General features: G+C 73.0%; 14 protein-coding genes. 6 read left to right on the top strand and 8 right to left on the bottom strand.

The genetic code is table 11. The features are described from left to right. Window positions 1-110 precede the first annotated feature (110 nt). Together ACQP2P_RS02520 and ACQP2P_RS02515 are read right to left on the bottom strand one after the other, a co-directional pair. Window positions 111-476, bottom strand: a complete 366-nt coding sequence (locus ACQP2P_RS02520) for a DUF3263 domain-containing protein (protein ID WP_433612874.1) — start codon at window positions 474-476, stop codon at window positions 111-113. Between the two features lie 97 nt (window positions 477-573). Beyond that, complete coding sequence (locus ACQP2P_RS02515; RefSeq protein ID WP_433612872.1) at window positions 574-1359, bottom strand: DeoR/GlpR family DNA-binding transcription regulator; 786 nt, start codon at window positions 1357-1359, stop codon at window positions 574-576. 186 nt (window positions 1360-1545) lie between these two features. Between ACQP2P_RS02515 and ACQP2P_RS02510 the strand changes: the two genes are divergently transcribed. Both ACQP2P_RS02510 and nagA read left to right on the top strand, forming a co-directional pair. Further along, window positions 1546-2487 carry an ROK family protein gene (locus ACQP2P_RS02510; RefSeq protein WP_433612870.1) on the top strand — a complete coding sequence of 314 codons (942 nt, stop codon included), beginning with the start codon at window positions 1546-1548 and terminating at the stop codon, window positions 2485-2487. Continuing rightward, window positions 2484-3596 (top strand): N-acetylglucosamine-6-phosphate deacetylase, encoded by a 1113-nt coding sequence (gene nagA, locus ACQP2P_RS02505; RefSeq protein WP_433612868.1) that lies wholly within the window; start codon window positions 2484-2486, stop codon window positions 3594-3596. Before ACQP2P_RS02510 ends, nagA begins: the two co-directional genes overlap by 4 nt. Here the strand turns inward: nagA and ACQP2P_RS02500 are convergent. The 3 genes from ACQP2P_RS02500 to ACQP2P_RS02490 form a co-directional block, all read right to left on the bottom strand. Then, window positions 3560-4276, bottom strand: coding sequence for a phosphatase PAP2 family protein (locus tag ACQP2P_RS02500; protein WP_433612866.1), 717 nt, complete (start codon window positions 4274-4276; stop codon window positions 3560-3562). The genes nagA and ACQP2P_RS02500 overlap by 37 nt on opposite strands. 65 nt (window positions 4277-4341) lie before the next feature. Beyond that, complete coding sequence (locus ACQP2P_RS02495; RefSeq protein WP_433612864.1) at window positions 4342-5583, bottom strand: trypsin-like serine peptidase; 1242 nt, start codon at window positions 5581-5583, stop codon at window positions 4342-4344. 133 nt (window positions 5584-5716) lie between these two features. After that, window positions 5717-7546, bottom strand: coding sequence for a potassium channel family protein (locus ACQP2P_RS02490; RefSeq protein WP_433612862.1), 1830 nt, complete (start codon window positions 7544-7546; stop codon window positions 5717-5719). A 92-nt stretch (window positions 7547-7638) separates the two neighbouring features. On the opposite strand from ACQP2P_RS02490, the gene ACQP2P_RS02485 reads away from it, so the two are divergent. Next, a complete protein-coding gene (locus tag ACQP2P_RS02485) occupies window positions 7639-8703 on the top strand; it encodes a hypothetical protein (protein WP_433612860.1) in 1065 nt (354 codons plus the stop codon). Here ACQP2P_RS02485 and ACQP2P_RS02480 read toward each other — a convergent pair. Beyond that, entirely contained in the window at window positions 8700-9719 is a 1020-nt protein-coding gene (locus tag ACQP2P_RS02480) for a DMT family transporter (protein ID WP_433612858.1), read from the bottom strand. The genes ACQP2P_RS02485 and ACQP2P_RS02480 overlap by 4 nt on opposite strands. Before the next feature lie 412 nt (window positions 9720-10131). Here ACQP2P_RS02480 and ACQP2P_RS02475 point away from each other — a divergent pair, with 412 nt between their 5' ends. After that, window positions 10132-11058: a hypothetical protein gene (locus ACQP2P_RS02475; RefSeq protein WP_433612856.1), complete on the top strand. Its 927-nt coding sequence runs from the start codon at window positions 10132-10134 to the stop codon at window positions 11056-11058. A gap of 184 nt (window positions 11059-11242) precedes the next feature. Here the strand turns inward: ACQP2P_RS02475 and ACQP2P_RS02470 are convergent, their stop codons facing one another. Both ACQP2P_RS02470 and ACQP2P_RS02465 read right to left on the bottom strand, forming a co-directional pair. Then, the gene (locus tag ACQP2P_RS02470; RefSeq protein WP_433082610.1) at window positions 11243-11482 is read right to left on the bottom strand and encodes a hypothetical protein; all 240 of its coding nucleotides are present in this window, start codon (window positions 11480-11482) and stop codon (window positions 11243-11245) included. A 73-nt stretch (window positions 11483-11555) separates the two neighbouring features. Beyond that, window positions 11556-12512, bottom strand: a complete 957-nt coding sequence (locus ACQP2P_RS02465) for a lactonase family protein (protein WP_433612854.1) — start codon at window positions 12510-12512, stop codon at window positions 11556-11558. 101 nt (window positions 12513-12613) lie between these two features. On the opposite strand from ACQP2P_RS02465, the gene ACQP2P_RS02460 reads away from it, so the two are divergent. Both ACQP2P_RS02460 and ACQP2P_RS02455 read left to right on the top strand, forming a co-directional pair. Next, a complete protein-coding gene (locus ACQP2P_RS02460) occupies window positions 12614-13609 on the top strand; it encodes a fatty acid desaturase family protein (RefSeq protein WP_433612852.1) in 996 nt (331 codons plus the stop codon). Window positions 13610-13619: 10 nt separating this feature from the next. Further along, window positions 13620-14195 carry a DUF1684 domain-containing protein gene (locus ACQP2P_RS02455; protein ID WP_433612851.1) on the top strand — a complete coding sequence of 192 codons (576 nt, stop codon included), beginning with the start codon at window positions 13620-13622 and terminating at the stop codon, window positions 14193-14195. The last annotated feature ends 33 nt before the right edge of the window (window positions 14196-14228 follow it).

Raw genomic sequence — 14228 nt, 5'->3', positions numbered from 1 at the left:
GCGCGCTCCGCCGCGGCCGGGTCGGGCATGGAAAGCATCGAGCCGGGCGCAACGAGCACCGGCACGGGACGAGCCCCGAACGGGCACTGCGCGATGCCGCGCCAGCAGCGTCAGCGGCGGCGGGCGCGCGAGGCTCGCAGGCGGCGCAGGCGCTGGATCACGATCGGGTCGTGGGCCAGCGCCAGCGGGTTGTCCAGCAGGCCGTTGAGCAGCTGGTAGTAGCGGGTCGCGCTGAGGCCGAAGGTGTCGCGGATGGCCTGCTCCTTGGCGCCCGCCTGCCGCCACCACTGCTTCTCGAACGCCAGGATCCGCTTGCCGCGCTCGTCGAGCTCGGCCGGCTCCTCGGCGACCGCGATGTCCGGCGCCGGGGCCGGCTCGTCGCCGTCGAGGAAGTCGTCGATGTCCTCTGTGGACGGTTGCGCGGGCACGCGAGCGGTCGCGACGTCGTCGCGCCGCATCCTGCGCACCTCACCCACGCCGACCACCCTATCGGGTGAGCGCCTCGATCACCCGCTCCGCAACGCGGCCGCCGACCCAGCTCAGGTCCGCGGTCCCGCGGGTGAAGCCATGGAGTCAGGCGGTGACGATCTTCACGCCGGCCTCGCGGAAGGCGCCCAGCGTGGTCTCGGTCGCGTTGGAGTCGGTGACCAGGGTGTCGATGCGGTCGATCGGGCAGATGCGCGCGAAGGCGTGCCCGCCGAGCTTCGAGCTGTCCGCGATGATCACGACCCGGCGGGCGCGGGCGACCATGAGGCTGTTCATCGCCGCCTCGCCCTCGTGGTGGGCCGCGGCGCCGAGGGTCACGTCGAGCGCGTCGACGCCGAGCAGCGCGATGTCCAGCGTGACGTCGCGCAGGATGTTGCCGCCGAGCGGGCCGACGAGCTCGAAGGACTGCGGGCGGACCACGCCGCCGGTGACCACGATCTTCATCCGCGAGCGCACGAGCAGCTCGTTGGCGATGTTGAGCGCGTTGGTGACCACCGTGAGCTGGGCGTCGTCCACGCCGCCGGTCAGCTCCGGGCGCACCGCGAGCGCGCGGGCGACCTCGGTCGTGGTGGTGCCGCCGTTGAGCGCGACCACCATGCCCGGCGACACCAGGGCCGCCGCGGCGGCGCCGATGCGCTGCTTCTCCGGGGCGTGCTTGGCCGTCTTGTACCGCAGGGGCAGGTCGTACGACACCCCGTTGGCGACGGCCCCGCCCCGGGTACGGGTGATCATCTGCTGCTGCGCGAGCTGGTCGAAGTCGCGCCGGATGGTGGCCTGGGACACGTCGAGGCGCTCGGCCGCGTCCTCCACGCTGATCCGGCCGCTGTCGGTGAGGATCTCGAGGAGCGCGTTCCAGCGCGCGTAACGGTCCACGCGGCCCCTCCCTGCGCGTACGGTGCGAGATGTGTGCACAATAATGCGCGAAACGGCCGGTAAACGCAAAGGTGACTGCTCGAACCAACGGATGGGCGACAGTTGCCAGCCCGACGGCCGGTGCGCGATGATGCGCCAACCGGAAGGTTTGTTCACAGTAACGATGGGGCGAGGACAGAGCCGCACATGACGCAGACCGTGATCGCTCTGGACGTCGGGGGCACCGGGATCAAGTGCGCGCTCGTCGGCGCCGACGGCGACGCGCTGCACACGGTGCAGCACGCCGAGCGCCACCCGACCGGGGCCGAGCGTGGCGGCGAGGCCGTCGTCGCGACCATCCTGGACATCGCCGAGGGGCTCGCCGCCACCGCGCGGGCCAAGGGGCTGGAGCCGGTCGGCGCCGGGCTGGTGGTGCCCGGGGTCATCGACGAGGTCAACGGCATCGCGGTCTGGGCGGCGAACGTCGGCTTCCGGGACGTACCGCTGCAGGCCCTGCTGGAATCCCGCCTCGGGCTGCCCGCGGCCCTCGGCCACGACGTGCGGGCCGGTGGGCTCGCCGAGGCGCGGCTGGGCGCCGGGCGGGGCCGCGACTACGTGCTCGTCATCCCGATCGGCACCGGGATCGCCGCGGCCAACGTGGTGCACGGCCAGGTCTACACGGGCGGGCACGGCGCCGGCGGCGAGATCGGCCACATCGTGGTGCGCCCGGGCGGCCCCGAGTGCGGCTGCGGCCAGCGCGGCTGCCTGGAGGCGATCGCCTCGGCGTCGGCGGTCGGCCGGCGCTACTCCGAGCAGGCCGGCCGCACCGCCACCGCCGAGGAGGTCGCGCGCCTGGCCGCCGAGGGCGAGGCGACCGCGGTCGAGGTGTGGCGCGAGACGATCGACGCCCTCGCCGACGGGCTCATGACCGGCATCGCGCTGTTCGACCCGGCGGTGATCGTGCTCGGCGGCGGCCTGGCCGAGGCCGGCGAGGCCCTGCTCGCACCACTGCGGGCCGGCGTGCACGCGCGGGTGACGTTCCACCGCGAGCCCGAGATCACCCGCGCGGCGCTCGGCGACGAGGCCGGCTGCCTGGGCGCGGCCCTGATCGCGCTCGACCACCTGCACATGAAGGAGAGCACCGCATGACTGTGGTATCCGGGGTCCGGGTCGTCGCGGGCGACCGCGTCATCGACAACGGTTTCGTCCGCGTCGAGGGCTCACGGATCGCCGAGGTCGGCGAGTCGCCCTCCGGCCGGGCAGCGGATGCCGCCCTGGTCGTGCCCGGGTTCGTCGACATCCACGTGCACGGCGGCGGGGGCGCGACCTTCACCACCGGCGACGCGGACGAGGCGCGCAAGGCGGCCGCGTACCACCTCGGCCACGGCACCACCACGATGCTCGCCAGCCTGGTCACCTCGTCGCCGGAGCTGATGATGAGCGCCACCAGGGCGTTCGGCCCGCTCGCGGCCGAGGGCGTGATCGCCGGCATCCACTTCGAGGGCCCGTACCTGTCCCAGGCCCGCTGCGGCGCCCAGAACCCGGCCCACCTGCGCCACCCGGACCTCGGCGAGCTCAAGTCGCTCATCGACGCGGGTGAGGGTGCGGTACGGCTGGTGACGGTCGCCCCCGAGCTCCCCGGCGCCCTGGAGGCGATCCGGCTGCTGGTCGAGCGCGGGGTCGTCGCCGCGATCGGGCACACCGACGCCACCTACGAGGAGACGCTCGCCGGCGTCGAGGCGGGCGCGACGGTCGGCACGCACGTGTTCAACGGCATGCGCCCGCCGCACCACCGCCAGCCCGGCCCGGTCTTCGCCCTGCTCGGCGCGGCCGGCGTGGTCTGCGAGTTCGTCGCCGACGGCATCCACCTGCACGACGGCACCCTGGCCTTCGCCGCCTCGGTCACCGGCCCGGCGCGCGCGGCCCTCATCACCGACGCCATGGCCGCGGCCGGCATGCCCGACGGCACCTACGACCTCGGCGGGCAGAGCGTCGACGTCGCCGAGGGCGTGGCCCGGCTGACCCGCGACGGGGCGATCGCCGGCAGCACGCTGACCATGGACCGCGCCTTCCGCCGGGCCGTGGGCGCGGGGCTGTCGCTGGTGAACGCCTCGCGGATGGCCTCGGGCACGCCCGCCCGGGCGATCGGCCTGGACGGCGCCGGCGAGCTGCGCGAGGGCGCCGCCGCGGATCTGGTGCTGCTCGACGCGGAGCTCAACGTTCAGCGCGTGATGCGCGCCGGCTCCTGGGTGTCGTAGAACGGGCCGGACCAGCTCTTGAAGACACCCAGGGGGACCGCGTCCCACGGCACCCGCCGCAGGATGCGGTCGAGGAGCACGCCGAGCATGAGCGCGCCGAGCCCGTCGGTGAACCAGTGGAAGCTCAGGTACGTCGTGGTGATCAGCACCACGAGCGGGACCACGTAGCGGATCGCGGTCACGAACCCCGGGCGCAGCACCCCGGTGAGCAGGGTCGCCAGCACCCCGTAGAACACGATGGTGTTGATGACGTGGCCCGACGGATAGGACATCCCCGAGTCGATCCGGAAGAGCCACTCGGGATGGCTGAGCTCGTGGTTGCTCGGCGCGGTGCGATCCGTCCACAGCTTCACCGGGCCGATGGTCACGTAGGTGATCAGCTCGGCCCCGATGAGCGGCAGGAACGGGCGGAGCGTGTGCCGGGCCCGGCTCATGAAGAAGGCGACGATCGCGACCAGCGGCGTGAGGACGGCCCCGCCCTGGCCGAGCAGGTTGCCCGCGCGCAGCGCCAGGTAGAACCACCGGGGCCGGTGCGCGTCGACGAAGTCGCGCACGGCGAGATCCAGGCTCAGCAGCGGGGTCTTCGCCGCGAGCAGGATCGTGATGAGCGCGAAGCCCGCGAGCAGCAACGCGTCGAACCACCAACCGGCAGGGCGGACGGGGCGTAACTCGATGCGCACGAGGGAGAACGGTACCCGAACACGACGAAGGGCCCGGTCGCCCGGGCCCTTCCTGCACAGGTTCTCTACATCAGGTTGCGCAGCTGGGCGGCGATCCGGTCGATGCGCACGCCCGAGTTGGGGCAGCCGCCGAAGTGGTGCAGCGCGATGACCTTGTTCGTACGGCGGGAGATGACCGGGGAGCCCGAGGAGCCGCCGTCGGTGTCGCAGAAGTACGCCATGTCGGTGTTGGCGGCGTAGCCGTCGTAGGACGGGTCGCTCACGGCGCAGTTGCCGCTGCGCTCGGTGCTGTCCTGGGTGGTGATCACCGTCGGGGCGCCGCGCGGGTGCTGCGGGATGTAGAGCTCCTCGCCGCGCACCGGCGCCCGGTCGTCGATCTGGAGGTAGCCGAACTGCTGGATCTGCGCGAAGTTCTTCACGCTGAACAGCGTGTAGTCGAGGATGTCGTCGGTCGCGAGCACCTGGTCGCCCATGACCTTGACCGGGCGCAGCGTGCTGCCACCGTTGCACTGCGCGCACTCGTAGTTGAACCACACCTCGGTGCTGCGCGCCTCGCGGGTCGTGGTGAAGCAGTGGTGGTTGGTCAGCATCCGGTTCTGGGTGCCGACCCGCCACGCGGTGCACAGCTCCACCCCGTTGATGAGCAGCCGCGCGACCGGCTTCGAGTTGGCGTACGCCACCGGGTCCGACGACTTGTAGCAGGCGGCGTTCTCGGTCTCGTTGGCCCGGCCGCAGATGCTCTCCTCGTGCGGCGCGGCGGCGAGCGCGGCCTTGCGGTCGGCGTCGGCCTTGGCGCGCTCGGCCGCGGTCTGCCCGCGGGCCACCTTGTCGACGGTCACGCCCATGCCGGCCAGCCGCGACCGGATGCCGAAGACGTCCTTGCCCGCCTTCTGCACGCGCACGACCGCGCGGTCGCCCGACACCGACATCGTCCAGTTGTCGGAACCGCTCAGCTGTTCCGCGGTGTACTCGTAGTGCTCCGCCCCGCTCGCGTCGCTCACGACGACCTTGTCGCCGTCGCCGAGCGCCAGCCGCGAGAAGTGCACCTTGACGTAGTCGGCGCCGGCGTAGGCGAACGTGCGCGAAGCGGCCTGCTCGATGCTGCCGCCGGTCACCGACTCGAGCACCCCGGTCGGGGTCGCGCCCGGCTCCTCGAGCCCCGACACGTCGTGGAACAGGCGCAGCTGCGGCGCGGCGGCCGGCGCTCTCTGCGGCTGCGGTGATCCGGAGGAGGCCATGGCGACCCCCGCCCCGGTGACTCCGAGCAGGGCACAGACCCCTGCCACCAGCAACGACTTACGCCGCATGAGCGCGTCCTTCCATGGGTTCGCAGAGCAGAAGGGATACGCCCGCCGGAGGGAGGGTTAAATCGGGCGATCCGCCCATTCAACGACCGATCCCCGCAGAAGGGATCGGGATCCGGCCGCCCTGACCGCCCGGCTAGGAAATGCGGTCGACCGTCCCACCGGTATGGGCCAGAAGGCCACCCAGCCCGAGCCGCGTCGTTACCACGGTCAGCAGGTCGCCGGCGCGCAGCACGTAGGAGCCCGGCGGGGCCCAGACCGTCCGGCGCTCCTCGTCGGTGGCGACCGCGAGGATCTGGACCTCGCCGACGTCCTGGGCCGCCTCGACCGGGCGGCCGTCCAGCCGCGAGCCGGCGACGATCGGCACCTCGGCGAGCAGCAGGACCCGGCGGCCGACCGGAATGGTGCCGATCACCTCCCGCTCGAGCAGGGCGGCGGCGAAGGCGGGGGCGGCCAGGAAGGACACGCTGCGCGAGGCGGTGATGCCGAAGGCGCGCTGCACCCGGTCGGCGAAACGGCCGTCGAAGAGCCGCAGGATGACCCGCAGGTCGGGCTTGAGCGTCCGGCCCTCCAGCGCGGCCTCGAGGTTGGCCTGGTCGTCGGTGGAGACCACCACCAGCGCCCGGCAGGTGTCCACGGACGCGGCCCGCAGCACCTCGACGTTGCTCGCGTCGCCGACGATGAACGGCACCCCGCGACTGCGGGCCGCCTCCGCGCCCCGGGCGTTCTCGTTGCGGTCGATCACCACCACGGGCACGCCGAGGTCGACGAAGGCGTGCATGACGCGGGTGCCGACATTGCCGAGCCCGACCACGACCACGTGCCCGGAGACCGGTTCGCGCAGCCGGCCGAGCGCGAGCGCCAGCCGCGCGTTGACCACCGCCTCGACCACCGCCGCCGTGATCACCGGGATCAGCGCCACGTTGACCAGCCCGAGCAGGGTGGTGACCACCTTCTCGGGCCAGTGCGACTCGAGCTCGGGGCTCGCCCCGGTCAGCTCGGCCAGCAGCGTCACGTAGGCGGCGTTCCACCAGCTCACGTGCTTGTAGTGGGCGATGACCGCGGTGCCGGCGACGAGCATGACGACCAGCACGAGCGCGGTCAGCCAGAGCTTGCGGCTCACCAGGCCGCGCAGCGCGTGCAGGGGATGGCGCAGCTGGTGGCGCCACCAGCGGCGGAACCGGCTCTCGCGCACCGCGGGCGCCCGGTCGGGGCGCTCGCCGCGCTCGAGCACCGTGGCGGCGCGCTCGCCGTTGGCCACGGCCAGCACCAGGTCGGCGCCTTCCCGGGGCAGCAGCTCGGGCTCGTCGTCCGCCCGTCCGCGGGCCAGGCCGCAGACGACGTCGTCGGGGCGGACCTCGGCGCGGCGGGCCACGAACAGGGTGCGCTGCGCGACCCGGACGTGCACCGGCGCGACCTCGCCCAGCGCCTCGGAGACGAAGGTGGGCGCGGCCATCTGGGCGTCGGAGAGCACCCGCACGTCGGCGAAGTTGCGCCGCACGCTGTGCCCGAGGCGCAGGTTGAACATCCGGATCACCAGCCGGATGCGCGGGTTGACCTCCTGCGCCTGCAGGGCCGCGTCGAGGTTGCCGATGTCGTCCTGCTTGACCAGCGCGAGGGCGTCGGCCCCGGCCAGGTCGGCCCGCTCGAACGCCTCGGTGTCGGGCTTCTCCGCCTCGACCACCCGGCCGCCGTGCTCGGCCACGAGGCGGGCGATGTCGGGGCCGTGCCGCCGCCGGGTGCTGGGCAGGATGGCGGTGACGCGCACCCCGTACTGCAGGACCAGCTCATTGATCAGCCGCACTGCCAGCGGGTCGTCCCCGCACACCACGACCCGCTTCGCCGGGGCGTGCACGATGTGCCGCTCGGGGCCGCCGACCGGCTCGATCGACCACGGACGGGTGATCGCCTGAACGCGTGGAAGGTTCCCTCGCAACCGCCTCATCAGCCACGACTCGGACGTCACCGCGCGATCCTAGCGAAGATCACCAGTTTCCGAAGACCCCCGATCTCGTTGGTCCCGGCGAATCGCATTGTCGACCAGATTGGTTTTCGAGGATGAACACGTGGCTTCGCCGGACGGTAGGGACCGTCGGCATCGCGGGCGGCATGCTGCTGCTCGGCGCCGGCGCCGCACACGCCGATGACACCGCGCTGGCGCCCGGTCAGCTGGACGACCTGTTCTCGCCCGCCGGCGGCCCGAACAACCAGTCCCTCCAGCTGCAGGCGCACACCGACCGCATCGACACCAGCACCGAGGCGACGACGGCGGCCCCGCTGAGCACCAACCGCGTCAACCGCCAGGCCGTTCCGGGCATGCTCCAGGGCCTGCCGGTGTCGAGCCTCGTGCCGACCGACAGCCTGGGCCTGCCGCGCACGACGTCGAGCCGGCTGCCGAACCTGCCGGCCCTGCCGACCGACGCCGTCGCCGCCAACGCCCTGCCGGGCGCGGGCCAGGCGCCGTCGCTGGCCGGCACCGAGGACTCGCTGGCGACGCTGCCGCTCGTCGGCGGGCTGACGGACCTGTCGCAGCTGGGCCTGCCCGGCACCGACACGCTGCAGGGCACCTCCATCGCGGACACCTCCACCGCGTTCCCGGGGGTCAAGCCGTCGCCCCGCAAGGCGAAGCAGGGCAAGACCGAGGGGCTCCCGCTCGTCGGGGGCCTGCCGCTGCTGGACGGCGGCCTGCCGGTGCGCGGCACGCTCAACCCCGTCGACAACCTCGGCCTCCCGGTCGGCGGCGGCCTGCCGGGCGCGGGCCGCGGCGCCACCGAGGCGGGCGGCCTGCCCCTGGTGGACGACCTCCCGCTCGGCGGCAGCGACGTGCTCAAGAACGACTCGGTCACCGGCGTGCCGGTCATCGGCGGCGTGGGCCCGACGCCGGGCGTGAGCACGACCGCGGTGGCGAACCGGCTCGTGCCGACGACGGGCGCCCTGCCGCAGGCGGCGAGCAACCTGCCGCTGGTGACGGAGTCGGCGGCGTACGCGCCGCGGCACGCGGAGTCGGACTCCTACGCGCCGCGGCACGCACAGACCGAGGCCCTGCCCGTGGTGACGGGCCTGCCCGTGGTGGGCGGCCTGGCCCAGGGCGCGCTGCCCTTCTTCAGCGGCATCGTCGGCTAGCTGCCGACTTTTCGCGGGGCCGGGCGCTGAGCGTCCGGCCCTTCGTGTTCCGGCCCGCTGTGCTGCGACCCTGCGCGCGCCGACCCTGTGTGCTCCGAACCTGGGTGTTCCGAACCTGTGCGCCCCGAACCTGTGTGCTCCGACCGGCGTTCCTGCACCGCGAGCGCGGCGACGCAGGCCAGCAGGATCGCGCCGCCGGCGGCGGACCACGGGGTCAGCCGCTCGTGCAGGACCAGGGCCCCGAGCGCGACGGCCGCGAGGGGCTCGCTCAGCGCGACCACGGACGCCGTCGTCGCCCGCACCACGGTCAGCCCGCGGAAGAACAGCGCGTAGGCGAGGGCCGTGGGCACCGCGCCCTGGAACGCCAGGAGCGCCACGGTCTCGCCCAGGCCGTCCGCCCTCGGCAGCAGGCCCTCGAACGCGGCGATGGGCAGCAGCGCCACGGCGCCGACGGCGAAGCCGCTGAGGGCGGAGTCGAAGGGGTCGTCGGCCTGGGCCCGGTTGAGCAGCGTCACCGCGGCGTAGCCGGCCGCCGAGACCAGGGCCACGGCGATGCCGGCCAGGGGGTGCGGCCCGGCGCCAGGGCTGCGCAGGACCAGCAGGACCAGGCCCGCGACCGAGGCGGCAACCGTGACCGAGCCCGCCCGCCCGAGACGCTCGCCGAGGAACAGGCGGGCGCCGATGGCGATCAGGATCGGGCCGGAGCCGAGGGTGACCACGGTGACGATGCCGACGCCGCCGAGCGCGATGGCCACGTAGTAGGCGGTCTGGTAGACGGCCATGCCGAGGCCGTTGAGGATGCGCGTCGCCGGCTTGGCTCGCCGGCCGGTCGCGGTGCGCAGGAACGGGCGGAGCGCCGCCAGCAGGGCCAGGCCGCCGGCGTAGCGCCAGAACGTGACGGCGATCGGGCCGAGGCCGCTGTGGTCGTACAGCACGGCGGCCACGAAGCCGCCGAGGCCCCACGACACGGCGGCGACGGCAATGCAGGACAGATTGAGGCCAACGGAATTTCGCATACGGGTGTGCTCCCGGGTCATCGGCTGGGCTGGACGCGTTTCGAACGCGGGCAGCCGCCACCGACCCGGGGGTCACGCCGCCGGGTGCTGTGGTCTCTTCGCCTGCCCGCTACCGAATGGGGGGCAGGCACACGACACGCAAGCACATGCGCGGGACATTAGCGATCACCCCGCGGACGGACAATCGATTTCCCGGCCGATCACGATGTGGTGACAAGTCGCGGACACCCACCCGTCCATCGGCACGGCCCACGACCGCGACACGCCGCCCGACACGCCGGTGAGCGGCGCATTCTTGCCCGATGGTCACTATTCGTGTACGTAACTTCGCCGAATAGTCACGTCTCGATGGGGTGCCCACCCGGGGCGCGGCGTTTACGCTGAGGCGACACGCACAGCCGGAGGTCGCGCCGTGGCCATTGACACCCCCGCCACGTTGGCACAATCCCCCCGCGACCTGCCGTGGACCCTCACGGGCGGGCGCGGAATCTTTGGTCTCGACCCGGTCACCGGGGCCATCGTGCTCTGGGTCGGGTTGATGGCCGTCATCGTGTTGTTCGTCCTGCTCGCCGCGTTCCTGTCGCGCTGGAGCCTCTACCGGCTCAACCGCGCCGACCGCCGGGCCGCCGTCGAGCAGGCCGAGGCGAGCCTGAGCCCGGCCGAGCGCTCCCGGCTGCGCGTCGAGGCCGGCGAGCTCATCCGCCAGGCCGCCGCGACCGCCGCCGCCGCGAAGCGCGCCCAGCTCACCGTGGTCGAGGCGCAGGCCCGCAGCCTGGCCGCGCAGACCGCCCGCGAGCACGCGTGGAACGTGTTCGACGTGGCCCAGAAGGCCTACCAGGAGGCGCTGCAGGCCGCCGGGCAGGTCGCGGCCGAGCCCCGGCAGCCGGTGCTCGAGCAGGACGACGAGACCAAGCGCGAGGTCTCGCGCGCGGCCCTGGACGCCTTCAAGCGCGGCGACATCACCGTGGACGCGCTCGAGCAGGTGTTCAAGGGCGTCGCCGGGGCCGACCCGCTGCAGGAGCTCGCGGCCCGCGAGGTCGAGCTGCGCCGCAGCGCGGAGAGCCGCGCGCGGCGGCTCTACGACGCGGCGGCCGCCACCGAGCGCGCCGCGGTGAAGGCGGCGGACGTGGCCGTGGTGGCCGCGGCGGCGCTGGCCCAGGAGGCGGCGGAGGTGGCCGCGGAGGCCGCGGAGCTTCGCGACACGCTCGACGCGGCCCGGCAGGCGGGGATCACGGCGTCGACGATCCTGCCCAAGACCCGGGTGCCGCGGCAGCGCAACCGGAACCCGCGCTCGGAGGCGGCGGACAAGGCGAAGCTCGCGACCGGCGAGGCCGTCTGAGCGCCGGCGCACGCTCGCGCCGGCCCGATCAGGCTCAGCGCGACCACCCCCGGACCTGGCAGCGTCGGCGCGCAGCGCCGAGCGGTGTCTGGCGGGAGCAACGGTCCGCACCCCGACGGACCCGAGCCATCGCCTGCCGTCACCCGACGCGGACCTTTCGGCGCCGTCTTTCTCAGGCCGTGGGTCAGGCCGTGTCGGAGAGCGCGTCCGCCGGCCGGTCGAACCGCATCTCGGCCAGGGCCTCCCGCAGCCGCGGGAGGTCGTCCTCCGCGAGCTGGAACGACGCCCGGCAGATCTTGTCCACCCACAGCGAGACCACCACGGTGCCGCGCTCCGGGTGGCCCGTCACCCGCATGGTGCGGTCGCCGCCGCGGCGGTCTTCGAACACGTCGCCCGATTTGGGCAAAGCCACGAGCTCACCCATGCATCGATGGTGCGGCACCTAACGCCGGTTCAGCAAGCCTTCGGTGCCGCATCATCCACAGGATCGCCCGGGATCAGACAACGACGGGGATCACTGCGCTCGGCGACGGATGCTCGATCACGACGGTGGCCGGCGACGGTATGCCGGAGTCGGGATCGAGATCGAGGACCGCCACGGTGTTCGAGTGCTGGTTCGCCACGCACAGGGCGCCGTCCAGCACCGCGAAGTGCCGCGGCCAGGTGCCGCCGGTGCTCACCTCGTCGACGGGGAGCAGGCCGCCGCCCTCGACGGCGAACGTGGTGATCGTGTCGTTGCCGCGGTTGGCCACGTAGAGGTGCCGGCCGTCGCGGGACAGCGCCAGCTCGCTGGGCAGGTTGTCGCCGACCGGCTGCACGAGGCAGGCGGGCTTCACGTCGAGCAGTTCGAAGCCGGAGGTGTACGTCGAGACGGTCGACGCCAGCTCGTTGGCGACGAACACGCGCCCGTCGGGGTGGAACACGAGGTGCCGCGGGCCGGTGCCGAGCGGCTGCACCGTCGTGGTGCGCAGGTGCTCCAGGCGTCCCTCGGGCGTGACGCGGTAGTGCACGATCGCGTCCATGCCGAGGTCGACGGCGTGCAGCATCGTGCCACGAGGGGTCACCTGGTGCGCGTGCGGCCCCTCCTGCCGGTCCGGGTTGACGCTCGCCCCGGCGTGCTGGGCCAGGTCCGTCTGCCGATCGAGCCCGCCGTCGGGCCGCAGCGCGAACACCGCGACGCTGCCGGTGCCGTAGTTGGCCACGAACAGCCGGCCGTCCGCGACCGCGGCGTGGCACGGGGAACCGCCGCCGGTCGGCAGCGTGTTGATCAGCTCACCGCCGGGGGTGAAGGCCGAGACCTGCCCGTCGTCGAGCTCGCCGACGGCGTACCGGACCCCGTTCGCGCCCACCGCGAGGAAGCTCGGCGCGGGCGAGCGCACCGGCGGGGCGAGCGGCTTGAAGTCGTCGTCGTAGGTGGAGTACTGGTCTGCGTAGGAGCCGATGAGCAATGGCACCCGTCAAACCTATCGACCCTTAAGGGTGGGGGCAGCACTACCATCAATCGCGGGGGCTGACGGGTTCGATCACGGCCCATGGAGCCGGAACGCTGAACGCCATGACAGTTCTGGTCTCTGCGCAGCGAACGAGCGACTTCACCGCCCTGTCCCAGCGGATCCGCGCGGCCGGACTGCTCGAGCGGCGGCCCGGCTACTACGCCCTGCGGCTCACCCTGGTCGTCGCCCTCTACGCCGGCGGCTGGGCCGGGCTCGCGCTCACGCACAGCCTGTGGTTCGCGGCCGTGCTGGCGGTCGCGTACGCCCAGGTCGCCCTCGTCGCCCACGACCTCGCCCACAAGCAGGTCTTCCGCGGCCGTCGCTGGTCGCAGGCGCTGGGCATGCTCGCGGGCAACGCCGGCATCGGGATGAGCTACGGCTGGTGGATGCACAAGCACACCCGCCACCACGCGAACCCCAACCACGAGGAGCACGACCCGGACGTCGCGCCGGACATCCTCGTGTGGTCGACGCGGCAGGCCGAGCGCGCCGGCGGCCTCGCGCGGGTCATCGGCGGGCACCAGGCGCTGCTGTTCCTCCCGCTGCTGCTCCTGGAGGGCTTCAACCTGCACGTGTCGAGCGCGCGGGCGCTGCCCACCGTGCAGCGCCGCCGGCTGGAGAGCTTCCTGCTGTACGGCCACATCGCCGCCTACCTCGCGGCCGCCTTCCTGCTGTTCTCCCCCGGCACGGCGATCGCGTTCATCCTCATCCACCAGGGGCTCTTCGGCCTGTACCTCGGGATGACCTTCGCCCCGAACCACAAGGGCATGCCGGTGCTGACGTCCGAGGACGAGCTCGACTTCCTGCGCAAGCAGGTGCTCACGTCGCGCAACGTGCGCGGCGGCGTGTGGCTCGACGTGGCGCTCGGCGGCCTGAACTACCAGATCGAGCACCACCTGTTCCCGAACATGCCCACGCCGAACCTGCGCAAGGCCCAGCCGATCGTGCAGCGGTACTGCGCCGAGATCGGCGTCCCGTACCACTCGGCCACGTTCGTGGACTCCTACGCCCAGGCCCTTCGCCACCTCCACGCGGCCGGAGCGCCGCTGCGGCGGTAACTTCGGGGGCGTGGACCATCTCGCACTGGCCGACTACCGGGCCCGGGTCGCCGCCATGTACCTCTCCGACGAGGACCTGGCGGGATTCCGGGCCCTTCGCGACGACCTCTTCGCCACCCACTCCCAGTCGGCCGCGCCGGGCCCGCTGCGCTACTTCCCCGCGTCGGACGAGTTCGTCGCCACGGTGCCCCTGACGCCCGCGTCCGGCTCCCTGGAGATCGCCACTGGCGGCCCGGACGGCGTCCTGACCTACGAGCGAGCCGGCATCCTCGACACCCCGTGGGGCCGGCTGACCCTGTTCTGGCTCGAGGCCTACGGCGGCGGCCTGTTCCTGCCCTTCCGCGACGGCACGAGCGGCCACGAGACCTACGGCGCGGGCCGCTACCTGACCGACACCGTGAAGGGCACCCACGGCCGCGGCGTGGTCACCTTGCCGGACGGCCGGGTGCGGCTGGACTTCAATTACGCGTACAACCCCTCGTGCGCATACAGTCATTTATATCAGTGTCCGCTTGCACCCTGGGAAAACAGGCTTGAGGCGGAGATTCGGGCCGGTGAGATGATCTATCCCTGCGGAACGGCTTGACTCTAGGCTCAGGGGCCTGCGTTGGTAAGTCTT

Origin of the sequence: Dactylosporangium sp. CA-139114 (assembly GCF_050955725.1) — a bacterium.
In the GTDB taxonomy this organism is placed as follows: domain Bacteria; phylum Actinomycetota; class Actinomycetes; order Mycobacteriales; family Micromonosporaceae; genus Dactylosporangium.
The sequence above is the reverse complement of the archived record's forward strand: the minus strand, read 5'-3'. Positions and strand labels throughout refer to the sequence as shown.